The 21,844-nt window shown below is 68.3% G+C and carries 19 protein-coding genes; 8 read left to right on the top strand and 11 right to left on the bottom strand.

The window, feature by feature from the left end:
• Positions 1–14 precede the first annotated feature (14 nt).
• Positions 15–755: an SDR family NAD(P)-dependent oxidoreductase gene (locus U1T56_RS20095; RefSeq protein ID WP_418161286.1), complete on the top strand. Its 741-nt coding sequence runs from the start codon at positions 15–17 to the stop codon at positions 753–755.
• Here the strand turns inward: U1T56_RS20095 and U1T56_RS20090 are convergent.
• From U1T56_RS20090 to hemE, 6 genes are all read right to left on the bottom strand, one after another.
• Entirely contained in the window at positions 693–1,217 is a 525-nt protein-coding gene (locus U1T56_RS20090) for a 2-amino-4-hydroxy-6-hydroxymethyldihydropteridine diphosphokinase (RefSeq protein WP_418161285.1), read from the bottom strand. The genes U1T56_RS20095 and U1T56_RS20090 overlap by 63 nt on opposite strands.
• Positions 1,214–4,294, bottom strand: coding sequence for an efflux RND transporter permease subunit (locus U1T56_RS20085; RefSeq protein WP_418161284.1), 3,081 nt, complete (start codon positions 4,292–4,294; stop codon positions 1,214–1,216). Before U1T56_RS20085 ends, U1T56_RS20090 begins: the two co-directional genes overlap by 4 nt.
• 18 nt (positions 4,295–4,312) lie before the next feature.
• A complete protein-coding gene (locus U1T56_RS20080) occupies positions 4,313–5,500 on the bottom strand; it encodes an efflux RND transporter periplasmic adaptor subunit (protein ID WP_418161283.1) in 1,188 nt (395 codons plus the stop codon).
• A gap of 292 nt (positions 5,501–5,792) precedes the next feature.
• Positions 5,793–7,052 carry a transcription termination factor Rho gene (rho, locus tag U1T56_RS20075; protein WP_418161316.1) on the bottom strand — a complete coding sequence of 420 codons (1,260 nt, stop codon included), beginning with the start codon at positions 7,050–7,052 and terminating at the stop codon, positions 5,793–5,795.
• A 424-nt stretch (positions 7,053–7,476) separates the two neighbouring features.
• Positions 7,477–7,905, bottom strand: coding sequence for a protoporphyrinogen oxidase HemJ (hemJ, locus tag U1T56_RS20070; RefSeq protein WP_418161282.1), 429 nt, complete (start codon positions 7,903–7,905; stop codon positions 7,477–7,479).
• Positions 7,906–8,039: 134 nt separating this feature from the next.
• Positions 8,040–9,116, bottom strand: coding sequence for a uroporphyrinogen decarboxylase (hemE, locus tag U1T56_RS20065; RefSeq protein WP_418161281.1), 1,077 nt, complete (start codon positions 9,114–9,116; stop codon positions 8,040–8,042).
• 345 nt (positions 9,117–9,461) lie between these two features.
• On the opposite strand from hemE, the gene U1T56_RS20060 reads away from it, so the two are divergent.
• Together U1T56_RS20060 and U1T56_RS20055 are read left to right on the top strand one after the other, a co-directional pair.
• Entirely contained in the window at positions 9,462–10,439 is a 978-nt protein-coding gene (locus U1T56_RS20060) for a pyruvate, water dikinase regulatory protein (RefSeq protein ID WP_418161280.1), read from the top strand.
• Positions 10,440–10,462: 23 nt separating this feature from the next.
• A complete protein-coding gene (locus U1T56_RS20055; protein WP_418161279.1) occupies positions 10,463–11,203 on the top strand; it encodes a hypothetical protein in 741 nt (246 codons plus the stop codon).
• Here the strand turns inward: U1T56_RS20055 and dinB are convergent.
• Positions 11,175–12,260: a DNA polymerase IV gene (gene dinB, locus U1T56_RS20050; protein WP_418161278.1), complete on the bottom strand. Its 1,086-nt coding sequence runs from the start codon at positions 12,258–12,260 to the stop codon at positions 11,175–11,177. The genes U1T56_RS20055 and dinB overlap by 29 nt on opposite strands.
• A 205-nt stretch (positions 12,261–12,465) precedes the next feature.
• Between dinB and U1T56_RS20045 the strand changes: the two genes are divergently transcribed.
• Entirely contained in the window at positions 12,466–13,857 is a 1,392-nt protein-coding gene (locus U1T56_RS20045; RefSeq protein WP_418161277.1) for a TolC family outer membrane protein, read from the top strand.
• Positions 13,858–14,002: 145 nt separating this feature from the next.
• A complete protein-coding gene (locus U1T56_RS20040; protein WP_418161276.1) occupies positions 14,003–14,488 on the top strand; it encodes a Csu type fimbrial protein in 486 nt (161 codons plus the stop codon).
• 19 nt (positions 14,489–14,507) lie between these two features.
• On the opposite strand, the gene U1T56_RS20035 is transcribed toward U1T56_RS20040, so the two are convergent.
• Positions 14,508–15,686 carry an acyl-CoA dehydrogenase family protein gene (locus U1T56_RS20035; protein WP_418161275.1) on the bottom strand — a complete coding sequence of 393 codons (1,179 nt, stop codon included), beginning with the start codon at positions 15,684–15,686 and terminating at the stop codon, positions 14,508–14,510.
• Between the two features lie 18 nt (positions 15,687–15,704).
• Complete coding sequence (locus U1T56_RS20030) at positions 15,705–16,487, bottom strand: enoyl-CoA hydratase/isomerase family protein (protein ID WP_418161274.1); 783 nt, start codon at positions 16,485–16,487, stop codon at positions 15,705–15,707.
• A 67-nt stretch (positions 16,488–16,554) separates the two neighbouring features.
• Here U1T56_RS20030 and U1T56_RS20025 point away from each other — a divergent pair, with 67 nt between their 5' ends.
• From U1T56_RS20025 to U1T56_RS20015, 3 genes are all read left to right on the top strand, one after another.
• On the top strand, positions 16,555–17,784 hold the full coding sequence (locus U1T56_RS20025) for an MFS transporter (RefSeq protein ID WP_418161273.1): 1,230 nt from the start codon (positions 16,555–16,557) through the stop codon (positions 17,782–17,784).
• Between the two features lie 59 nt (positions 17,785–17,843).
• Entirely contained in the window at positions 17,844–18,638 is a 795-nt protein-coding gene (locus U1T56_RS20020; protein ID WP_418161272.1) for an MBL fold metallo-hydrolase, read from the top strand.
• A 558-nt stretch (positions 18,639–19,196) separates the two neighbouring features.
• Positions 19,197–20,930 (top strand): autotransporter domain-containing SGNH/GDSL hydrolase family protein, encoded by a 1,734-nt coding sequence (locus U1T56_RS20015; RefSeq protein WP_418161271.1) that lies wholly within the window; start codon positions 19,197–19,199, stop codon positions 20,928–20,930.
• Here the strand turns inward: U1T56_RS20015 and U1T56_RS20010 are convergent.
• Both U1T56_RS20010 and U1T56_RS20005 read right to left on the bottom strand, forming a co-directional pair.
• The gene (locus U1T56_RS20010) at positions 20,829–21,482 is read right to left on the bottom strand and encodes a transposase domain-containing protein (protein WP_418161270.1); all 654 of its coding nucleotides are present in this window, start codon (positions 21,480–21,482) and stop codon (positions 20,829–20,831) included. The genes U1T56_RS20015 and U1T56_RS20010 overlap by 102 nt on opposite strands.
• On the bottom strand, positions 21,412–21,621 hold the full coding sequence (locus U1T56_RS20005) for an IS66 family transposase (RefSeq protein WP_418161315.1): 210 nt from the start codon (positions 21,619–21,621) through the stop codon (positions 21,412–21,414). Before U1T56_RS20005 ends, U1T56_RS20010 begins: the two co-directional genes overlap by 71 nt.
• Positions 21,622–21,844: the final 223 nt, after the last annotated feature.

The raw sequence follows: 21,844 nt of genomic DNA, 5'->3' as shown, positions 1-21,844 counted from the left end.
CCGCCACGCCTTCCATGCGCCCGACAACTGCCTCGAGCCTCTTCGACGATGCCATCCTCGTCACCGGTGCCGGCCGCCGCGTCGGCCTGCATCTGGCCCGGCGCCTGATGCGAAGCGGCCATCCGGTCATCGCGCATTATCGCAGCCGGACCGAGGGCATCGACGGTCTGGAGCAGGAGGGTGCAGTCTGCGTGCAGGCCGATCTCGCTGTGAACGAGGACGTGGAGCGGCTTTCCGCTACGGTTCGGAACGTTGCCAGGAGCCTGAGAGCGGTCGTGCACAACGCCTCGAGTTTCGCCGTGACCGCCGCCGATCCCAGAGAGGCGCTGGTGCAGCTCGACCTGTTCTATGCGGTCCACATGCGGGCACCGTTCGCGCTCAACCTGGCGCTCGCCGACCTCCTGCACCGCTGCTCGGCGCGCCACGCCGACATCGTCCACATCACCGACATCTATGCCGACAAGCCGAACCCGGTGTTCGACGCCTACTGTGCCACGAAGGCGGGGCTGCAGAACCTGACGCTCTCGCTCGCGAAGCGCCTGGCACCCAAGATCAAGGTGAACGCGATCCAGCCCGGCCCGATCCTGTTCAAGGAATGGCACGGTCCCGAGGCGCGCACGCGGGTGCTCGCGGAAACGCCGATGGGCGAGGAAGGCGGTGCCGAGGCGATCGGGCTCGCGGTGGAGGCGATCCTAGCCAACCACTACCAGACCGGTGCCGTCGTCGCGGTCGACGGCGGCCGGCGCCTCGCCTAGGCGCAGACCGCCCGCGGCGAGGACGCAGATACCCGCACCGGCAGGAGGCACGGGTTCGCCCGGCGAGAGCAGGGCCAGGATCTCGGCGGCAGGGACGGCGAGATAGGGCGGGATCTCCTCGAGCACGATCCGGCTGCCGTCGGCGAAAAAGCGGATCTGGAGGTCGATGTCGGCCGGGCGGTCGCGGGTCTTGCTGCCGGGGTGCGAGCGGTCGCGCCCGAGCTCGACCTCGATGCCGACGCAAAGGGCCTTCATCGCGGCGGGCTCGAGATCGGTGGCAGCGAAGGCGCAGAAATTGAGGAACGTGCGCTCGCTCGTCATCCCGACGGGTGCGGTGGCATAAAGCCGGCTGAGGAGGATCCGGCCGAAGCGCACGACCAGCCGCTCGACGATCCGCAGCGCGTTGCGCTCCGGGTCGAGATTCGTGCCGATGCCGAGGAGATAGCCTTCGCGCATGCTCATTCGGCCGGTGCTGGTGCCGCGGCTGCCGGCGCCGGTGCGGGCTCGGGCTCGGCCTGTCGGTGGCGGCGGGTCAGGAGCATGTAGGCGGTGGGCACGACGTAGAGCGTGAGCAGGGTCCCGAGCAGGAGGCCGCCCACGATCACCCAGCCGATCGCCTGCCGGCTCTCGGCGCCCGCACCTTTCGCCAGCGCCAGCGGCACCGAGCCCAGCACCATCGCACCCGTGGTCATCAGGATCGGCCTCAAGCGCAGGCTCGCGGCCTCGACCACGGCGTCGAGCCTGGCACGGCCCTGCTCCTGGAGCTGGTTCGCGAACTCGACGATCAGAATACCATGCTTGGTGATGAGCCCCACGAGCGTCACGAGCCCGATCTGGCTGTAGACGTTCATGCTCTGCCCGGTGAGCTTGAGCGCGAGCAGCGCACCCGTCATCGACAGCGGCACGGTCAGCATGATGACGAAGGGATCGACCCAGCTCTCGAACTGGGCGGCGAGCACCAGATAGATGAAGGCGAGGGCCAGGAGGAACGTGACGTAGAGCCCGCCGGTCGAGGTGCGGAACTCGCGGCTCTGGCCGTTCAGGTCGGTGACGATGCCGGGCGGCAGCGTCGCGGCTTCGGCCTCGAGGAACCGGAGCGCCTCGCCCATGGCATAGCCGGGAGCGAGCGTCGCGGTGACGGTGGCCGAGCGCAGCTTGTTGAAATGGTTGAGTTCCTTCGGCGCCACCGTCTCGTCGATCGTGACCAGGTTCGAGAGGGCCACCATCGTACCGTCGCGGGCGCGCATGAAGATCTCGCGGAGGTCGTCGGGGTTGCTGCGGTCCACGTCCTTGAGCTGGACGACGACGTCGTACTGCTTGCCTTCGCGCTTGAACCGGGTCACCTGCCGCCCGCCCAGCATGGTCTCGACCGTCCGGCCGATCGTCTCGACGTCGATGCCCATGAGCGCCGCCTTCTCGCGGTCGATTTTGACCCGGAGCTGGGGCTTGTTGAGCTTGAGGTCGGTATCGAGATTCTGCAGGCCCGGATTCTGCCGGGCCGAGGCCAGGAGCTGATCGACCGCGGCCTGCAGCACCTCGTAGGGCTGCGAGGTCTGCAGCACGAACTGGACCGGCTTGTCGATCGGGCTCTGGCCGAGCGAAGGCGGGTTGGAGGCGAAGGCGAGGAGGCCCGGGATCGAGAACAGTTTCGGGAACAGGCCCTTGGTCACGTCCTGCTGCTTCACCGGGCGCTGTGCCCAGTCGACGAGGCGGATGAAGTTGATGCCCTGCGTCACGCCCGAGAAGCCGATCACGGTGAAAAAGCGCTCGACGTAAGGCGTGTCGTGGAAGATCGCCTCCATCCGGCGGACATACTCGTCGGTATAGGCGACGGTGGAGCCTTCGGGCGCGATCCCGAGTGCCACGATGGTACCGCGATCCTCGGTCGGCGAGAGCTCGGACGGAAGCTGCTCGAAGATGACGACCGCGAACCCGGCGACGATCACCGCGAGGAGGACGATGGCGGGCTTCACCGTGAGCGCCAGACGCAAGGACCGCGTGTAGGCGCGGGTGAGCCCATCGAGGACGCCCTCGATCGCCCGGTAGAGAACATTGTGGCGCTCCTGGTGGCGCAGGAGCAGCGAGCACATCATGGGCGAGAGCGTCAGCGCCACGAAGCCCGAGATCAGGACGGCGCCCGCGAGCGTCCAGGCGAACTCGGTGAACAGGCGGCCGGTGCGCCCGGTCTGGAAGCCGATCGGTGCATAGACCGCGGCCAGCGTGATCGTCATCGCGATCACGGCGAAGCTGATCTCTTTCGCCCCTTTGATCGCGGCCTGGAACGGCCGCATCCCTTCCTCGACGTGCCGGCTGATGTTCTCGAGCATGACGATGGCATCGTCCACGACGAGACCCACCGCCAGCACCATGGCGAGCAGGGTGAGCGTGTTCACCGAGAAGCCCAGCGCCCACATGAAGATAAAGGCGCCGATCAGCGAGACCGGGATCGTGACGATCGGGACGAAGGTGGCACGAAGCGATCGCAGGAAGACGAAGATCACGAGGATGACGAGAACGATCGCCTCGACGATCGTCTGGAAGACGTTGTCGATCGATTTCGCGATGAAGACGGAGCTGTCGTAGCCGACGTCGATCGCCATACCCTCGGGCATGACCTCGGCGATGCGAGGGAGCGTGTCCTTGACCGCCTGCGACACCTCGAGCGGATTTGCGGTCGCCTGCTTGACCACGCCGATCGCCACGGCCGGATTGCCGTTGAAGCGGGTGATCGTGCGCTCGTCGAGCGGAGCGATCTGGGCCTCGCCCACGTCCTTCAGGCGGACGAGGTAGCCGTCGGCGTCGCGGATGATGAGATCGTTGAACTGCTCCACGGTGCGCAGGTCGGTCTCGGCCAGCACCGTGAACTCGCGCTGCAGGCTCTCGATCCGGCCGGCCGGCACCTCGATGTTCTGCCGGCGCAGCGCCGCCTCGACGTCCTGCGGTGTGAGGTTGTAGGCGGCGAGCCGCAGACGGTCGAGCCAGATGCGCATGGAAGGCGTGCGGGCGCCGAAGATCCGCACCTCGGCCACGCCCGGCAGGTTCTGCAGCCGGTCCTTGACGAACCGGTCGGCATAATCGGTGACCTCGATCTGCGAATGCCGGCTCGACGCGAGAGCAAGATAGATGATCGGCTGGGCGTCGGCCTCGACCTTGGCGATGACGGGCTCGTCCACCGACTCGGGCAGGCGGCTGCGGGCGCGGGAGACGCGGTCGCGCACGTCGGCCGCAGCCGAGTCCTGATCCCGGTCGATGCGGAAGCGGACGCTGATCTGGCTCCGACCCTCGCGGCTCTGCGAGGTGATGACGTCCACCCCCTCGATGCCCGAGAGCACCTCCTCGAGCGGCTGGGTGACCTGGCTCTCGATGATCTCGGGCGAAGCGCCCTTGTAGCCGGTCGTGACCGAGACCACGGGCTCGTCGATGTCGGGATATTCCCGCACCGAAAGCCGGCTCCACGCCATGAGGCCGACGAGCAGGAGGACGAGGCTCAAGACGCTCGCGAAGACGGGGCGGCGGATGCAGACCTCGCTCAGGCTCATGGCCGGCTCCCTTTGTGCCTAGCCGGCCTTGGCCGCAGCGGCGGCCGCCGCTCCACGGGAGGCCGTGGGCGCCGTCCTGGGCTGCGGCAGCGGCTGCCCCTCGCCGGCCGTCGGCAGTACCTGCACCGGCACGCCGTCACGGATCTTGAGCAGGCCCGCGGTCACGACGATATCGCCGGGCGCCAGCCCCTCGCGTACCTCGACCTCGCCCTTGCGGCGGTTACCGAGCTTCACCTCGGTGAGCTTCGCGACCTTGGGCTTGCCCTCGCCCTGGTCGACCACCTTGAACAGGAACTGGCGCTCGCCCTGCGGCTGGATCGCCTGCTCGGGCACGAAGAGCGCGTTCTCGCGCTCGGCCAAGGTGAGGCTCACCCGGGCGAACAGGCCGGGCCTGAGCTTGCCGGCATCGTTCCTGATCTCGGCGCGGATCAGGATCGAGCGGCCGGCCTTGTCGATCAGGGGATCGATCGCCGTCACCGTGCCGGTGAAGCTCTCGCCGGGATAGGCGTCGATCGCGAGCACTATCTTCTGGCCCGGCGCCACGGCCGGCAGGAAGATCTCGGGCACGCGGAAATCGACTTTCAGCGGGTCGACCTGCTCGAGATTGACGATCTCCGTGCCGGCGTTGACGAACTCGCCGGGGCTCACGTTGCGCAGGCCAGCCTGCGCGTCGAAGGGTGCCCGGAGCGTGCGCTTCTCGAGCCGGGCGCGGGCGAGGTCTACCGCGGCCTGGGCCGTGCGCAGCGAGGCCTCGGCCTCGTCGAGCGAGCGCTGCGTGCCGACATTGTTGCGTCTCAGCTCCTTCGCGCGCTCGAAGTTGGCGCGAGCGAGGTCGCGCTGCGCTTCGGCCTGCTCGAGCTCGGCGCGCTCGATCGAGCTGTCGAGCTCGAGCAGCACGGCATCCTTCCGGACCATGCCCCCCTCGACGAAGTTGATGGCGGTGATGCGTCCGGCCACCTCCGGCCGAACCACGACCGATTCGTTGGAGCGGAGCGTGCCCACCGCCTCGATGCCGGTCTCGGCCGTCCCGATCCGGACCGGCGTCGCCTCGACCGGCACGGGCCCGCCGGCGCCGCCTCGACCGCCACCGGGCCCGGCCGCCGCGGCCTGCTGCTGCGCCGGCATCATGACGAGCTTCCAGTAAGCGCCCGCGGCGGCAGCGCCCAGCAAGAGCACGATCAGGATGGCGACGAGCGATCGCAGCACGACATCCTCCCCGGGCGGGCACCCGGCCGCAGGCTCACGCTCCAGAGCTCGCTTCAGGTGGATCGGAGAGCGCGAGCACGTCAAGCATGCGTTCACGGTACCTCGATGGCACCAGGTACCATGAACGAACCGTTGCTTCCGACCCACCCGCACACGGCCCGAGCACGGGACGAGACCCATGCGGATCCCACGGTCCGCATCGCCCATACGCGCGGTCCCGCGGCACGGATCCGTGCCGCGGGACCAGAAAGCGCGATCCCGAGCCGGAACGAGGCTCCCGCTCCGAAGGTCCTCAAGAGTTCATCGAGTCCCAGAAGTCCTGGTTGCTCTTGGCGTACTTCATCTTGTCGAGCAGGAACTCGATCGCGTCCACCGTGCCCATCGGGTTGAGGATGCGGCGCAGAACCCACATCCGCGACAGCGTGGCGCGGTCGACCAGGAGCTCCTCCTTGCGCGTACCCGACTTCTGGATGTCGATCGCCGGGAAGACGCGCTTGTCGGCGATCCGGCGGTCGAGGACGATCTCGGCGTTGCCCGTGCCCTTGAACTCCTCGAAGATCACCTCGTCCATGCGCGAGCCGGTGTCGATCAGGGCGGTGGCGATGATCGTGAGCGAGCCGCCGTCCTCGATGTTGCGCGCGGCACCGAAGAAGCGCTTCGGGCGCTGCAGCGCGTTGGCATCGACACCGCCCGTGAGCACCTTGCCCGAGCTCGGCACCACCGTGTTGTAGGCACGGGCGAGGCGGGTGATCGAATCGAGCAGGATCACCACGTCGCGGCCGTGTTCGACCAGGCGCTTGGCCTTTTCGATCACCATCTCCGCCACCTGGACGTGGCGGGTCGCCGGCTCGTCGAAGGTCGAGCTCACCACCTCGCCACGCACGGTGCGCTGCATGTCGGTGACCTCCTCGGGCCGCTCGTCGATGAGCAGCACGATGAGGAAGACCTCGGGGTGGTTCGCCATGATCGCGTGCGCGATGTTCTGCATCAGGACGGTCTTGCCGGTCCTGGGCTGCGCCACGATCAAGGCCCGCTGACCCTTGCCCAAAGGGGCCACGATCTCGATGATCCGGGTCGAGTTGTCCTTGCTGCCCACGACCTCGAGATTGAGCTTCTCGGTCGGGTAATAGGGGGTCAGGTTGTCGAAGTGGACCCGGTGACGGGCTACCTCGGGCGGGTCGAAGTTGATCGTGTTGGCCCGAAGCAGCGCAAAGTAGCGCTCGCCTTCCTTGGGGGCCCTGACCTGGCCCTGGACCACGTCGCCCGTCCGGAGCGCGAAGCGCCGAATCTGGGATGGCGAGACGTAGATGTCGTCGGGACCGGCGACGTAGTTGACGTCTGGCGAGCGCAGGAACCCGAAGCCGTCCTGCAGGATCTCGAGGACGCCCTCGCCGTTGATCGGCACGTCCGTTTCGGCCAGCCGCTTCAGGATCGCGAAGACGAGGTCCGACTTCTTGAGCGTACTCGCGTTCTCGATGCCGAGATCCTCGGCATAGCGCAGAAGCTCGGCCGGCGAGCGTCGCTTGAGCTCGGTCAGGTTGACCGCGGGCAGGGGCTCGCGCACCGGAGGCGGCAGCGGAGACGCCACCTGCGGCGGCGGAACCGGCACCGCCTCTTCGATCAGACGCAGCGTGGACTGCTCGGGCGGCGCATGGCGCGGCTGCCGGCGTTCCCGCTCCTGACGGCGGTGCTGCCGCGTCGGCTCCTCCTGCAGGGCCTCGCGCGGCGGAGCCTCGACCGGCTCGGCAACGGTCTCCGGGGCGTCCGCCGTCGCCACGACCTCGCCACCGTTGTTGCGGGATGCTCTGGTGCGCTCGCCAGCCTGGCCGCGGCCGCGGCGACGCCGGGACGGCGTCGGTGCCGCCGGAATGATGTCGGCCAGCTCCTCACCAGTGCTGGGTGTGTCGTCGGTCAAGTCGGTCATGCAACGCTCGTCGATGAGCCGCGGCCAGGCGGCGGTGAGAAGGAAAGGGTCATCAGAACGGCTTGATGACGGCCAGGATGACGATGGCGATGAACAATAGGGTCGGCGCCTCGTTGAACACCCGATACCAGGTGGCGGAGCGGGGTCGCTCGTCCGCCTGGAACCGCCGCACGTGCCCGGCCAGGATCCCGTGGCAGGCCAGCATCAGCAGCACCAGCACCAGCTTCGCATGCAGCCATCCGTCCTGCCACTGGCCCTGCACGGTGGCAAGGGCGAGCCCTGCCAGCAGGGTGACGATCATGGCCGGCGTGGTGATGGCCTTGAGGAGCCGGCGCTCCATGATCTTGAACGTCTCCGAAGCCTCCGAGCCCGTAGCGACAGCGCTATGATAGACCATCAGCCGCGGCAGGTACCACATGCCTGCCATCCATGCGGCGAAAGCCATGATGTGCAATGCTTTGAGCCACAAGGCTCCATTCATGAGAGAGCCGCTCGATCAAATGGGAGGGGATGGTATATGAATCAGGGAACCACCATGCGACGTCTTCCGCCGCGAACCCTTCGTTCGCCGAGCCGGACTTTGGACGGAAGGGCAGGGGTGGACCAAGCTCGTAGCTATTCAATGGCGCATCCGCCCGTGGATTTCAAGTAGTCAACCAGCCGAGCCACCGCTTCGGGCGGTGTCTCCTGCGACACACCGTGCCCCAAATTGAAGACGAAGGGGCGATCGCCGTAGGCTGCGACGATCCTTTCCGCCTCGCGCACGAGATCGTCCGGATTGCCGAGGAGTGCTGCGGGATCGAGATTCCCTTGCAGGCACAAGGGGGGATCGCTCCGCAGCTCGCGCGCCGCCCAGGCGACCGGCACGGTCGTGTCGAGGCTCAAGCCCTGCACGGGTACCTCGCGCGCGAACGAGAGATAGCTCGCACCGATCCCGCGCGGGAAGGCGATCACCGGCACCTCCGGATGACGCGCCCGCAAGGCCTCGACGATCCGGCGGGTGGGCTCGATGCACCAGCGGCGCAGCTCCGGCTCGGGCAGGACACCGGCCCAACTGTCGAAGAGCTGGAGCGCCTCGGCGCCCGCCTCGATCTGCCGCTCAAGATAGAGGACCACCGCCTCGATCAGAAGATCGATCAGCCGGGCGAACAGACGGGGCTCCTGCCTGGCGAGCCGACGGGTCGCGAAGAACTCCTTGCTGCCGCTCCCCTCCACCATATAGGCCGCGAGCGTCCAAGGCGCTCCCGAGAAGCCGATCAGCGTCACCTCGCGCGGCAGGGCTGCGGCAAGCCGCCGCACCGTCTCGTAGACCGGTGCCAGATGCTCGTGAAACCGGGCGAGACCCAGCCGGGCGAGCGCCGCCTCGTCCCGCAAGGGCGTCAGCTGCGGCCCCTCGCCTTCGACGAACCGGACCTCGGCGCCGAGCGCGTCCGGAACCACCAGGATATCCGAAAACAGGATGGCGGCATCGAGGCCATAGCGCCGGATCGGCTGCAGCGTCACCTCGACCGCGAGCTCCGGCGTGTAGCAGAGCTCGAGGAACGAGCCGACCTGGGCGCGGACCGCCCGGTATTCCGGCAGATACCGGCCGGCCTGGCGCATGAGCCAAACGGGCGGCCGCGCCCGCTTCTCGCCAGCGAGCGCCGCCAAGAGGGCCTTTCGGGTGGGGGTGCTGTCTCCTGACGCAGCCATGCCGGACCAATCCTTTTCGTGAGGCCCCGAGCACCATCACCTCCTCCGACTCAAGAAAGATTCGAAGAATCTTGGAAGAGGTTGTGGTTGGGGACGGCAATGCCGGGATTAGCCGCAGTCGGAGGCCTTGTCCCCAGGAATCCGCCTGCTGGGCAGAACCATGCCGGCAGGAGTGGGCATGGCGGGGAGGAGTCAAGCATGCCTGATCCGAATCAAGCACTTATCAGCCGGCCTCAGGCGAACGACCTGTGGACGGACGGTGCATTCACAGACTTCGCCGCTCCCCTGTCGAAAACTTGCCCCGCAGGGAGTAGATAGGTGGACACGGGGAGGTCGTGGCGGTGGATGGACGGTGCATGGACCGCCCGGCGGCCATTCGAGCGGTCTTATCCACAGCGGTCTGCCTCGGTTGTTCAGCCTTGCTCGGGAAAAGCTGCCTTGCGGCTCCATGTGCATCTGATCTCCGATTCGACCGGAGAGACCGTGACCACCGTCGCTCGGGCCGCGGTGTCGCAGTTCGAGGACGTGGTGCCGGTCGAGCACGTCTGGTTCTTCATCCGGACCCGCCAGCAGCTCGAGAAGGTACTGGCGATCGTCGAGGCGCTGCCGGGCCTCGTCATCTTCACGCTGGCCTCGCCCGAGCTGCGGCACCTCCTGCAGGAGCGCTGCCGGATGCTGAGCGTGCCGTGCGTGCCGGTGCTGGACAGCGTGATGAACGCGCTGGCCGGCCTCCTGGGCTCGGCCGGACGGCCGCAGATCGGCCGGCAGCACGCGCTGGACGAGGGCTACTTCTCACGCATCGCGGCGATCGACTTCGCCATGCGCCACGACGACGGGCAGGGGGTGGAGGATCTCGAGAACGCGGACGTGGTCCTGATCGGCGTGTCCAGGACCTCGAAGACGCCGACCTGCGTCTATCTCGCGCACCGCGGGATCAGGGCTGCCAACGTCCCGCTCGTGGCGGCCCAGACCCAGACCGAGGTCCTCGAGAAGCTGCAGCGGCCCTTGGTCGTCGGACTCACCATCAACCCCGAGCAGCTCGCCCAGATTCGCAAGAACCGTCAGAAGATGCTGGGCATCACCGAGACCGACGAAGGCCGCTACGGCGGCGATTACGCCGACATCGACCGGATCCGCCAGGAGCTGATTCAGGCACGGCGCCTGTTCGCGCGCCACAGTTGGCCCGAGATCGACGTGACGAAGCGCTCCGTTGAAGAGACCGCCGCCGCCATCTATCAGATGCTCCAGGTTCGGCAGCAGCCGGAACTCAAGGCTCTGGCCGAGGTGCTCCCCAACCCCGGCTGGGCGGGTGACAATTCCTGAAGGACGCAGCTCGACCGGAGCCGATGGAGATTCTTTCCACTTTCGCCGGCACGCGCCGCAGCCGCCGGCAGCAGGCGTTCTGGAGAGCGATCCGCTGGGGCATGCTCGCGCTCTGCATCGTCGGCGGCAGCTTCGGCAGCTATCGTGTGGGCGTGTCGAAGAGCCGGGCCGAGGTGGAGCGCCTCGAGCACGATCTTTCGGCGATGCGCGAACTCAACCGTCAGATGAGCGAGCGGATCGCACGTGCCGAGCAGCAGGCGGAAGGTGCCATCACCCGCTACGCCCAGCTCCAGCAGACCTACCGCAACGAGGTGCCGCGCGGCGAGCTGCGCCAGCTCGTCGATCTCATCGACCAGCGGCTCCGCCAGGGCGTGCCGGCGGCCCGGCTGCGCTTCGTGCTGCAGCAGGCCACGACCGAGCGGCGCTGCGACAAGGAGGTCGAGACCAAGCGGGTGCCGGTGCACACGCCCACGAGCACGGGAGCCGTCAGCACCGTGGGCTTCGCCGAGAACCGGATCACCGTCTCGGGCGAAGGCTCGCCCGCGCGCACGGCCGAGGGCAAGCCCGAGCCGTTCTTCGACCCGGGGCAGCCCGTCACCCTGCGCTTCCTCGAGATCGACGGCGATGTCGGCACGATCGAGGGAACGCTCCCGCTCACGCATGCCGTGGTGCTGGGCAGCAACGAGTACCTGTTCGCGATCAAGGCCAGCGACAAGCAGCAGGGCCAGATCGACGTCACCGTGCAGCGTTGCGCGTTTCCTTGAGCAGCGGCAGGGCGAGCTGACGCGGATCGTCCTCGGCGCCGCTGCAGGAGATCCCGACCCCGAGCAGCCGCAGGGCATCGCCCGGCCGGGGGCGCTGCGCCAGCAGCTCCAGAGCCGCGGCCAGGATCTCCCCGCTCTTCACGAACGGGCTCGCTCGCGTCGCCCGCTTCGAGGCGACCTTGAAGTCGGCATAGCGCAGCTTCAGGGTCAAGGTCCGTCCGGTGAAGCCGGCGCGGGCGAGGCGCTCCGCGAGCTGCACGGCCAAGGACCCGAGCGCTGCCGCGAGCTCGCTCTCCGCCCGAAGGTCGCGGTCGAAGGTGGTCTCCACGCTGAGCGAGCGGCGCGGCCGGTCGGGTTCGACCGGCCGGTCGTCCAGACCCTGCGCGATCCGCCAGTAATGTCGTCCGAGCCGGCCGAAAGCCGAGACCAGCTCCTGCTCCGAGCGGGCCTGGAGATCGGCGCCGGTCGCGATGCCGAGCGCTCTCATGCGTCGGGCGGTCGAGGGACCCACACCGTGGAAGCGCTCGATGGGCAGCCCGGCGAGGAAGGAGAGCGCGTGCTCGGGTCGGATCACGGTGAGGCCGTCGGGCTTCTCGAGGTCGGAGGCGATCTTGGCCAGGAACTTGTTGAACGAGACCCCGGCGGAGGCGGTGAGTCCGGTCTCGGCCAGGATCGCGGCCTTGATCGTACGAGCCACCGCCACCGCGGGCGAGGGGCCCGTGAGCGGCTCGGTCACGTCGAGATAGGCCTCGTCCAGCGAGACCGGCTCGACGAGCGGCGTGAAGCGCTCGAGGATGGCGCGAATCCGCCGGCTCTCGCGCCGGTAGGCGTCGAAGCGCGGACGGACGAAGAGAAGCTCGGGGCACAAACGCCGCGCCGTGGCCGAGGGCATGGCCGAGCGCACACCGAAGACGCGCGCCTCGTAGCTCGCCGTCAGCACCACGCCGCGCTCCGCCGGCGAACCCACCGCGAGCGGCCGGCCGCGCAGGCTCGGATCGTCCCGCTGCTCGACCGCGGCGTAGAACGCGTCCATGTCGATGTGGACGATCTTGCGCATTCCGGATTCGTGACACCCCGGCGCTGCAGCCGTGACCCGGCCTACACAGCTTCGTGCCCAAATGCTCGCGCATGCGTGCCCGGCATCCCCGGCAGCTTGCCACGGCCGCAGTCCGCCGCCTAGGTTGACGCTGTCCGCGGTCGTCGGAGCCGTCGTGGCACGTTCGAAGGGCAAGGAGGCCCATCGACGGCGGAAGAGGAGCCGAATGCAGAACTGGATCGTCGGGCTAGAGAGAGCGACGGCGCTGCTCGCTGTCGCGGCTTGCCTTGCGCTCAGCGGGACGGGGCTCGCGGCCGCCACGACCCTGCAGGATGCCCTGGTCAACACCTATCTCACCAGCCCGCGGCTCGAGGCGGGACGTGCCCAGCTCCGCCAGGCCGACGAGCTCGTGCCGCAAGCGCTCTCGGGCTACCGGCCGCAACTGTTCCTGAACGGCGGCATCAACCACGACAGGACCACCACCCGGGCCAAGGCCAGGACCCTCGGCGGGGTCGGCGTGTTCGAGCAGAACCGCACCGCGGAGAGTGTCGGCGTCACGGTGCGGCAGAACCTCTATGCCGGCGGCGGGACCCAGGCCGCGGTCAGCCGGGCCGAGAACCAGGTCCGGGCACAGCGCGCCCAGCTCCTGGCGCTCGAGCAGAGCGTTCTTCTGGACACGGTTTCCGCCTACACGGCCGTCTACCGCGACCAGGTCGTGCTCGATCTTGCCCTCAACAACGAGCAAAGATTGCAGCGTCAGCTCCAGGCGACGCGCGACCGGTTCCAGGTCGGCGAGGTCGCGCGCACCGACGTCGCCCAGGCCGAGGCCCGACTGTCGCGGGCGCAGGCCGACGTCGAGAGCGCCAAAGCCGATCTCGCCGCCTCGCGCGCGGCCTACCGACGCGTGGTCGGCGAGGAGCCGACGAACCTCGTCGAGCCCAAGACGCTCGTCGCACTGCCGAAGACCCTGGCCGACGCGCAAGCGCTCGCCGCGAGCAATCCGGACATCGTCGCCGCCACGTTCAGCCTCTACGCGGCACGGGATGCCGTGGACGTGGCCTATGCCGATCTCCTGCCGAGCCTCGATCTGCAGGCGCAGGCCCAGCTCGCCGACGAGCCGACCTACCAGACGAACTGGTCGCGAAGCACGGCCATAGGCCTCAATCTGACGATTCCGCTCTACCAGGGAGGGGGCGAGTATGCGCGGGTGCGCGAGAACCGACAGCTCGAGCGCCAGCGGCGCAACGAGCTCGAGACCGCGCACCGGACGGTCCAGGAGCAGGTGGCTGCCTCCTGGGACCGGCTCCTCGCTGCGACCGCGGCGATCGAGGCGTTCCGGGCCGAGATCAAGGCCAACGAGATCGCGCTCGAAGGCGTGCAGCAGGAAGCGCTCGTGGGCTCGCGGACCGTGCTCGACGTGCTCGACGCCGAGCAGGAGCTGTTCACCTCCCAGGTCAACCTCGTGCGCGCGCGCGCCGAGGAGATCCTCGCGAGCTACCAGCTCAAGCTCGCCGTGGGCCAGCTCACGGTCGACGATCTGGGGCTGAGCGTACAGCCGTTCGACGCCGAGGCCCACTACCAGCGCACCCGCACGCGGCTCTTCGGCCTGTCCGACTGACGAGCTGCGAATCTTCCTCGATCGCGGGCGCGGCAGTGCCGCTGGCGGCCCGTCAACGTTCCGTTAACCGCGGATGTGCTAATCGGTACGAAGCACGGGCGCCTGTACGACCCCGCGCCTCTCGCCCCGCACCGAGGAGCTCTCGATGTCGTTCCTTGCACGTGCCCTGATCGTGGCGACAGCGCTGCTCGCTGCGGGTAGTCCCGCTCAGGCCGGAACCACCACGGCCACGCTCGGCGTCAGGGTGGTCGTGCAGCAGAGCTGCATCGTCTCGGGTGCCACGCTCGACTTCGGCACCTACAGCAGCAACCAGACCAAGGATCTCAACGGCTTCACGCAGATCGCCTTCAGCAACTGCCCACAAGGCACGCTGCGCTTCGAGCTCGACGGCGGCGTCAACGGCAGCGCCGGGGTGCGCCGGCTGAGCGACGGCAAGGGCTCGTTCCTGAGCTATGGGCTCTACCGCGACTCCGCGCGGACCCAGGTCTTCGGTCAGGGCAACGATGCGCGGGTCATCACGCTGCCTGCATCCGGCTCCGGTAAGATCGGGGTCATGGGCAGGATACCTGGACGCCAACTCGTCCCGGCCGGCACCTATACCGATACGGTGGCGATCCTGCTCACCTTCTGACCGAGAGCCGACGGCAGGATCAGTAGGAACGCGGCAGGCCCAGCACGTGCTCGCCGAGATAGGCCAGGATCAGGTTGGTCGAGACGGGTGCTACCTGGTAGAGCCGCGTCTCGCGGAACTTGCGCTCGACGTCGAACTCCTCGGCGAAGCCGAACCCGCCGTGCACCTGCAGGCACATGTCGGCCGCGGCCCAGGCCGACTCCGAGGCCAGGAGCTTCGCCATGTTCGCCTCGGGCCCGCAAGGGGCTCCCGTCTCGAACCGGCCAGCCGCCTCCTCGACCATGAGCGCCGCGGCACGGGTCTGCGCATAGGCGCGCGCGATCGGGAACTGCACGCCCTGGTTCTGCCCGATCGGCCGTCCGAACACGACACGCTCGCCCGCATAGGCCCGTGCCCGGTCGATGAACCAGCGTGCATCGCCGATGCATTCGGCCGCGATCAGGATCCGCTCGGCGTTCATTCCGTCGAGGACAGAGCGAAAGCCCTGGCCCTCTTCGCCGATGAGGTTCGAGGCCGGGATCGCCACGTCGTCGAGGAACAGCTCGGTCGCGGCATGGTTCATCATGGTTCGGATCGGGCGGATGGTGAGCCCTCGGGCCTCGCGCATGTCGAGCAGGAAGAGCGAGATGCCTTCCGTGCGCCGGCTCGCCGCCTCGCGCGGGGTGGTGCGCGCGAGCAGCAGCATCAGGTCCGAGTGCTCCGCCCGGCTGGTCCAGATCTTCTGGCCGTTGACGATGTAGGCATCACCCCGCCGTACGGCCGTGGTGCGGATCGCCATGGTGTCGCTGCCGGCCATGGGCTCGGTGACGCCGAAGGCCTGCAGCCGCAGGGCGCCCGAGGCGATGCCGGGGAGCCAGGCCGCCTTCTGCGCCTCGCTGCCGTGCCGCAGGAGAGCGCCCATCATGTACATCTGCGCATGGCACGCGGCGGCGTTGCCACCTGCGGCGTGGATCTCCTCGAGGATGGCGACGGCGGCCGAAAGGCCGAGCCCCAAGCCGCCATAGGTCTCGGGCACGAGGCAGGCGAGGTAGCCCGCTTCCGTGAGGGCCCTCACGAATGCCGTGGGGTAGGCGCGCTCCCGGTCGAGCTCCCGCCAGTAGCTGCCGGGGAAGGCGGCGCACAGACCCTGCACGCCGGCGCGGATCTGGCCGATGAGCTCGCTGTCCCGCGGGTAGGACCAGATCGGGGCATTGGCCATGCCTGTCTCCCTCGCTTCTCAGGTGAAGCGGGGACGCCGCTTCTCGAGGAAGGCGCGTCGGCCCTCGACGAAGTCGGGATGGCTCACGGCGCGATCGCGCAGCATCCGGCTCTCCTCGGTCTCGGCCACAGCACCGTCGAGGACGAGGCGGACGATGCGCTTGATGCGCCGGTGCGAGCTGCCCGAGAGATCGAGGAGCGAGCGCGCATAAGCCCGGACCGTCCCGTCCAGCTCCTCGGGCGATACGACGCGATCGACGAGGCCGATGCGCAACGCCTCCTCGGCGTCGAGCAGCCGGGCCGAGAACAGGATGTCCTTGGCGCGCGCAGGGCCGACGAGGTCGACCAGACGCTTCACGTCGCCGAGGCTGTAGGCGAGGCCGAGCCTGGCGGGCGTGATGCCGAAGCGCGCATCGGCCGCTGCCATGCGCAGATCGCAGGCGAGCGCCAGCCCGCAGCCGCCGCCGATGCAGCTTCCCGCCACCTGCGCGATCGTCGGCACGCTCATGCCCTCGAGACGGGCGAGAGCGTCCTGGACGAGGTCGTTGTAGCGCCGCGCCGCCTCCTCGTCGGCGAAGACCTCCGGGAACTCGGCGATGTCGGCCCCGGCCGAGAAGGCGGGCGGCGCGCCGCGCACGATCACCACCCGAACGGAAGGATCGGCCTCGATCGCATCGCAGTACCGGGCGAGCGCTCGCCACATGGCGCTCGAGACGGCGTTCTGCTTCTTCGGCCGGTCGAGCACGATCGCCACGATGCCCGTGCCGTCACGCTCCAGCCGCACTCCGTCGCCGTCTGCCATCGCTCCGCTCCCGCTCGCGGCGCCCGCCCTCTCGCCAGCGGCATAGCACCCGTCTATCAACGCCGGCATGACGCAGAGCACGTATGTCCGCAACGTGGCGGTCCTCGCGGCCTGCCAGGCGCTGTTCTTCATGTGCAACACCGTCGTGATCAGCACGACGGCGCTGGTCGGCCTGCAATACGCACCGACCCCGGCCCTGTCGAGCCTGGCCTTGGGGCTCCAGTTCTTCGGCACCATGGCGGGCACGCTACCGGCTTCGTTCCTGATGCAGCGCCACGGCCGCCGTCCGGGCTTCCAGCTCGGCAGCCTCTGCGGCGTCGCCGCCGGTGCGCTCGGCTGGCATGCGATCGTGCGAGGCTCGTTCGCCGAGTTCTGTCTGGCCGGCCTTTTCTATGGCGTGTTCGGCGCTTTCTGCCAGTTTCTACGGTTTGCTGCCGCCGATGCCGCCAACGTGGTGACGGTATCGGACCCCTTGGCCGCGGCCCGCCGGCGTGGCCGGGCCATCGGCTGGGTCATGGCCGGCGGCACGGTCGCGGCCCTCCTCGGGCCCGAGCTGGCGGAAGCGACCCGGGATCTGATGGCGCCGGTCCTGTTCGCGGGCTGCTTCGCTGCGGTCGCCGTCCTGGCCGGGGCTCTGTGCCTCGTCGCGAGCCTGCTCGACCCGCTCCGATCACCCGAAGCGACGAGAGCGGGCAGTGGCAGGCCGGTGCTCGTGATCATCCGCCAGCCGGCGGCACTGACCGCGTTCGTCACGGCCCTCGTCGCCTACGTCACGATGAACCTCCTGATGACCGCGACCCCGCTCGCGATGATCGCCTGCGGGCTCGGCTTCGCCGACAGCGCCTTCGCCATCCAGTGGCACGTGCTCGGCATGTTCGCGCCGAGCTTCGTCACCGGCCATCTCGTCGCCCGCTTCGGGGCGTCGCGGATGATCGGCGCCGGCACGGCGCTCATGGGCGCCTGCGTCGCCATCGCTCTCACCGGGGTCGGGGTGGCCCATTTCGCGGCCGGCCTCTTCGCGCTCGGCGTCGGCTGGAACTTCATGTTCATTGGCGCCACGACGCTGCTCACGGGCTGCCATGCCGAGGCCGAGAAGGCCAAGGTGCAGGGTCTCCACGACTTCCTCGTCTTCACGACCGTGGGTCTCTCGGCGAGCTCGGCCGGTGCGCTACATTACCTCCTCGGTTGGCAGGCGCTGAACCTGCTCGTGATCCCGGGCCTCCTGCTCGTGGCGGCGCTGCTCCTGGTCCGTGTCGGCCTCGTTCCCTTCGGGCGCCGGCAGGCGACACGGGGCTGAGCCCGGCCTTCTTTCGGCAGCGGGCCCAGCGGATCGGGGCGATCTGGGGAGGAGAAACGATGCAGAGGATCCTTGTGACGGCTTGCGCTGTCCTGCTGCTCCTTTCGGGATCGCCGCGCGGAGCCGCCGCGGCAGGCTGCTTTCCCGTGGCCGACCTCGCGCCCCGGCTCGTGCCCGCGGCCTGGAGCACGGCCGTGCTGCCGGCGGGTGCGGTGATGCGGCTCACTTTTCTCGGCCATGCGAGCTTCCTCATCGAGACGGCGGGCGGGGCCAGCGTCGTCACGGACTACAACGGCTACGTCAGGGCACCATTCACGCCCGACATCGTCACCATGAACAACGCGCACGGCACCCACTACACCGACCTCGTCGAGCCGGGGGTGAAATACGTCCTGCGCGGCTGGAACCCGGAGGGTGGTGAGGCGCATCACGACCTCACCTACCGCGACCTGCGCGTGCGCAACGTCCCGACCGCGGTTCACGGTCGATCGGGTGCGCAAGGCAACAGCAACTCGATCTTCGTGTTCGAGGCAGGGGACCTCTGCGTCGCACATCTCGGCCACCTGCACCAGCTGCTGACCGCGCGCGAGCTGGCGGAGCTCGGCGTCATCGACGTGGTGCTGGTGCCGGTGGATGGCACCTACACCATGTCGCAGGAGGAGATGGTCGAGGTCGTCCGCGCCATCGGCGCCCCCGTCGTCGTCCCGATGCACTACTTCGGCAGCGCCGTGCTGGCCCGCTTCCTGGCGCTGGTCGAGAGCGAGCGCCGGATCGTCGAGAGCCCCACGCCGGAGCTCATGCTGTCACGAGCCATGTTGTCGCAAAAGACGGTGGTGGTGCTGCCGGGGCGGTAGTCCTTCCTGCCATGGCTGGTCCGACCCGAGCGAGCGGCATATCGGTGTAAGTCTTCTTGCATCGCGCTGCCTCGGAGTGAAACATGGCCGACGGTTGGATCCGGCTTGGCCGTCATAGAGTCGGGCTCCCGAGCCGCCATCGTTCTTCTGGAATGTGGCAGTAGCTTCGGCAAGGTTGTTAACTATATATCAATATTTTTGGTTTGAATTTACCCATGATGACTTGCAAGATGAGTGCTGGAACGGAAACATTCCAGTTATTATATCGAACGGGACCTAATCTTGCCATCTCAAAGCTGCGGGGAGTTCGGGTCGATGCTGAGGAAGCAGCCATGGTTGCCGGGTTTCACTCTTCTAGCGCTGCTGGCGCTCGGCGGCTGTCTCGGCGGTGGCGGCAGTGGCGGCTCGCCGGGCGGGAGCCCGAGCTCGGCCAATCCGCCGTCTTCGGATCCTCCACCTTCGGACCCACCCTCCTCGGATCCGCCGTCTTCGGATCCTCCACCTTCGGACCCACCCTCCTCGGATCCGCCGCCTTCGGATCCTCCACCGGTCACGTCCGTGCCCAACCCCTATGCGGTTGCAGGTGACACGCGGCCGAGCCGGCTGGGCAATCTCCTCGTATTCGGCGACAGCTACTCGGCTGCCAATCAGACAGCGCGGCCAGGGGTGAAGGTCTGGCCTTACCGAATCGTCTCGAGCCCCTTCGACTACGCGCGGGGCGGCGCCTCCGCACGCAACGAGAGCGTCAACTGGCTGTTCAACCATAAAGGTGCGGCGGACAACACGTTCCGGACGCAGGTCGACAGCTGGCTCGGCAGCTCTCGGGCCGGTGCCCAGCAGAGCAACGACCTCACGGTCACCTATTTCGGCTACAACGACATCCTGGAGCCCAGGAACGATCTTTCGATCTCGCTCCACGATTATGGCGAGCAGATCGACCGCCTGCTCCAGAACGGCGTCACCTCGGGCGATCGCAAGCTGTTCGTGACCCTGGTGCACGACTGGAGTCAGGTGCCGCGCGAGCTCGCGGCTACGGCCGGTGGTGCCGAGTCGAAGCAGGGGCGGGTCGACCAGTGGAACCAGGGTGTCGTCGACATCGCCAACAGCCGCGAGGGTGTCATCGCCGTCGATCTGCGCACGGTGTTCGACCGGATCGCGGCCGACCCCGATAGGTACGGCTTCACCAACATCACGACGGCCGACCCGGGCAACGCCGATACGACCGCCCTTTATTTCGACGACCAGCATTTCGGCAACCGTGGTCAGGACATCATCGCTCAGGTGTTCCGCTACTATCTTACGCGCGGCTGGAGCTGGGCCAACAGCGTGGCTGCCGGCTCGGAAGCCGCGGCACAGCTCCAGAGCGACATCGATCAGGGACTCGTCTTCAGCCTGAGTCAGCTCGCGCCGGACGAGCGGCAGGGCCTCAGCACGTTCGTGATCGGCGACGCCGGCGTGCGCGAGGCGGAGCTGGCTCAAGAGGAGGCCGCGGCCGATCCGTCGCGCCGACAGTTCACGGCGGCGCATCTGATGGAGGACAGCGATCGCGGGATCGGGGTCAACTACGCATTCGATCCGGGCACGATGCTGGGGATGGTGATCAGCAGCTACCGGGTCAGCGAGGAGAACAAGGCGGAGCTCGCGACCTCGCAGGCGAGCGTCGCGTCGGATGCGGTCTCGGTCTATCTGCGCAACCGCATTGCCGGGTTCGACCTCGCGACGACGCTCAGCTTCGGTGATGACCAGCATCGAAAGCTCGATCACGACGAGCTGATCGACGCCAGCTCCGACGCCGCGTTCGGTGGCCGTACCACCTCGATCGCCAGCACGGTGAGCCGGCCCTTCCGTGTCGGCGAGGGTTGGTTGCAGCCCTGGCTTCATCTGAGCCACACCGTCCAGAAGCTCGATGGCTTCACCCAGTCCAACCCCTACGTCTCGGACGTGCATTACGAGGGAACATCGATCACGGACACGCTCGCGAGCGTGGGCCTCGTGGGCCGGCTCGATCCCCTGCCGGTAAACGAGGATGGCTGGCTCGCGCTCCGGGGTGGCCTCTCCTATACCTACGGCTTGGCGCAGGACGATTACCGTGTCACCATGCGCGAGGAGGGTACCGGGTTCGTCCAGCACGAGACGGTACCGCGCGAGACCACGCGCATGATCGGGTTGCAGCTCGGCGGCGATCTTGCTCTAGGCGAGCGATTCTCGCTCGATGCATCCTACGAGTTCGGCCAGCAGCTCGGCGGCGATGCCGGCCACGACCTCATGGCGCACCTGCGCTACCGCTTCTGACCCTTCTGACCGGAGGAAGCACGGCATGCGGCGTCGCCCTCGCTCGGAGCCTGAGCGAGGGGACGCAGGCCGCGGCATCGCGCATCTGCTGGTGATCGGGCGGCGGTTCCGGCATGAGCAGGTGTGATGGGTGGACCAGACCGTTCCAATGTAAGCGGCCTCCGGATCGTCTGTGCCTTTCGGCTTGACCGCCCACGGCAGGAGCTCGTCGAGGCGGCTCTTCGGGTGGCTGCGGGCGATCGCCCCGAGGATGACCGTCAGATAGGCCACGGGATCGACGCCGTTCCTCTTCGCCGTCTCGATCAAGGAAGCGATCCGGCCCCAGTTGCCGGCGCCCTCGTCGTGACCGGCGAACAGCGCATTCTTGCGGGTAAAGACCAGGGGGATGCGATTCCCGACCGCGTTGGTGTCGATCTCGACCCGGCCGTCGTCGAGGAAGACCTGCAGCCCCTCCCAGTGGTGGGCGAAGTAGGCCAGCTCCTCACCGGCGCGGGACTTCGGCGACAACTTGGCACGGGCCGCGGTGAGCCAGGCTCCGAACGCCAGGACCAAGGGGCTTCGAGCGCTCCTGCCGTACGGTGCGCTGCCGCTCGGGCGCCTGACCCGCGATTTCGGCCTCGATCCGATAGAGCTCCGCAATCCGGCGCAGGCCCTCTCCGGCGATCGGCGAGGTGTCCCGGTCGAACGGCACGCGCCGCTGCCGCCGAGCGTGCCCCCGGCAATGCGCCAGCGTCAGCGGCGCATCGGCAGGGTGAACCGCGCCGGGCTTCCCGAAGGCTCCGCTTTGGGACGGATACAGCCATGGGAACGACGGAGCCGTACCCGGCGGAGCCGCGGGCGCCGTCCGCCTCGGACGCGAGCAGGAAGGGGAGCACGCCGCGCAGGCGGCGGCGATCCGCGGCGCCGGCGCGGAC

It is taken from the genome of Benzoatithermus flavus, assembly GCF_037908215.1.
Classification (GTDB): Bacteria; Pseudomonadota; Alphaproteobacteria; order Geminicoccales; family Geminicoccaceae; genus Benzoatithermus; species Benzoatithermus flavus.
Note: the sequence above shows the minus strand (reverse complement) of the source record. Positions and strands in the feature narration are given on the sequence as shown.

Excerpts from the sequence above, each read along its gene's own strand:
- U1T56_RS20095 (WP_418161286.1), top strand. The coding sequence starts at position 15 with ATGCGCCCGACAACTGCCTCGAGCCTCTTCGACGATGCCATCCTCGTC.
- U1T56_RS20090 (WP_418161285.1), bottom strand. The coding sequence starts at position 1,217 with ATGAGCATGCGCGAAGGCTATCTCCTCGGCATCGGCACGAATCTCGAC.
- U1T56_RS20085 (WP_418161284.1), bottom strand. The coding sequence starts at position 4,294 with ATGAGCCTGAGCGAGGTCTGCATCCGCCGCCCCGTCTTCGCGAGCGTC.
- hemJ (WP_418161282.1), bottom strand. The coding sequence starts at position 7,905 with ATGAATGGAGCCTTGTGGCTCAAAGCATTGCACATCATGGCTTTCGCC.
- hemE (WP_418161281.1), bottom strand. The coding sequence starts at position 9,116 with ATGGCTGCGTCAGGAGACAGCACCCCCACCCGAAAGGCCCTCTTGGCG.
- U1T56_RS20060 (WP_418161280.1), top strand. The coding sequence starts at position 9,462 with ATGGACGGTGCATGGACCGCCCGGCGGCCATTCGAGCGGTCTTATCCA.
- U1T56_RS20055 (WP_418161279.1), top strand. The coding sequence starts at position 10,463 with ATGGAGATTCTTTCCACTTTCGCCGGCACGCGCCGCAGCCGCCGGCAG.
- dinB (WP_418161278.1), bottom strand. The coding sequence starts at position 12,260 with ATGCGCAAGATCGTCCACATCGACATGGACGCGTTCTACGCCGCGGTC.
- U1T56_RS20045 (WP_418161277.1), top strand. The coding sequence starts at position 12,466 with ATGCAGAACTGGATCGTCGGGCTAGAGAGAGCGACGGCGCTGCTCGCT.
- U1T56_RS20040 (WP_418161276.1), top strand. The coding sequence starts at position 14,003 with ATGTCGTTCCTTGCACGTGCCCTGATCGTGGCGACAGCGCTGCTCGCT.
- U1T56_RS20035 (WP_418161275.1), bottom strand. The coding sequence starts at position 15,686 with ATGGCCAATGCCCCGATCTGGTCCTACCCGCGGGACAGCGAGCTCATC.
- U1T56_RS20030 (WP_418161274.1), bottom strand. The coding sequence starts at position 16,487 with ATGGCAGACGGCGACGGAGTGCGGCTGGAGCGTGACGGCACGGGCATC.
- U1T56_RS20025 (WP_418161273.1), top strand. The coding sequence starts at position 16,555 with ATGACGCAGAGCACGTATGTCCGCAACGTGGCGGTCCTCGCGGCCTGC.
- U1T56_RS20020 (WP_418161272.1), top strand. The coding sequence starts at position 17,844 with ATGCAGAGGATCCTTGTGACGGCTTGCGCTGTCCTGCTGCTCCTTTCG.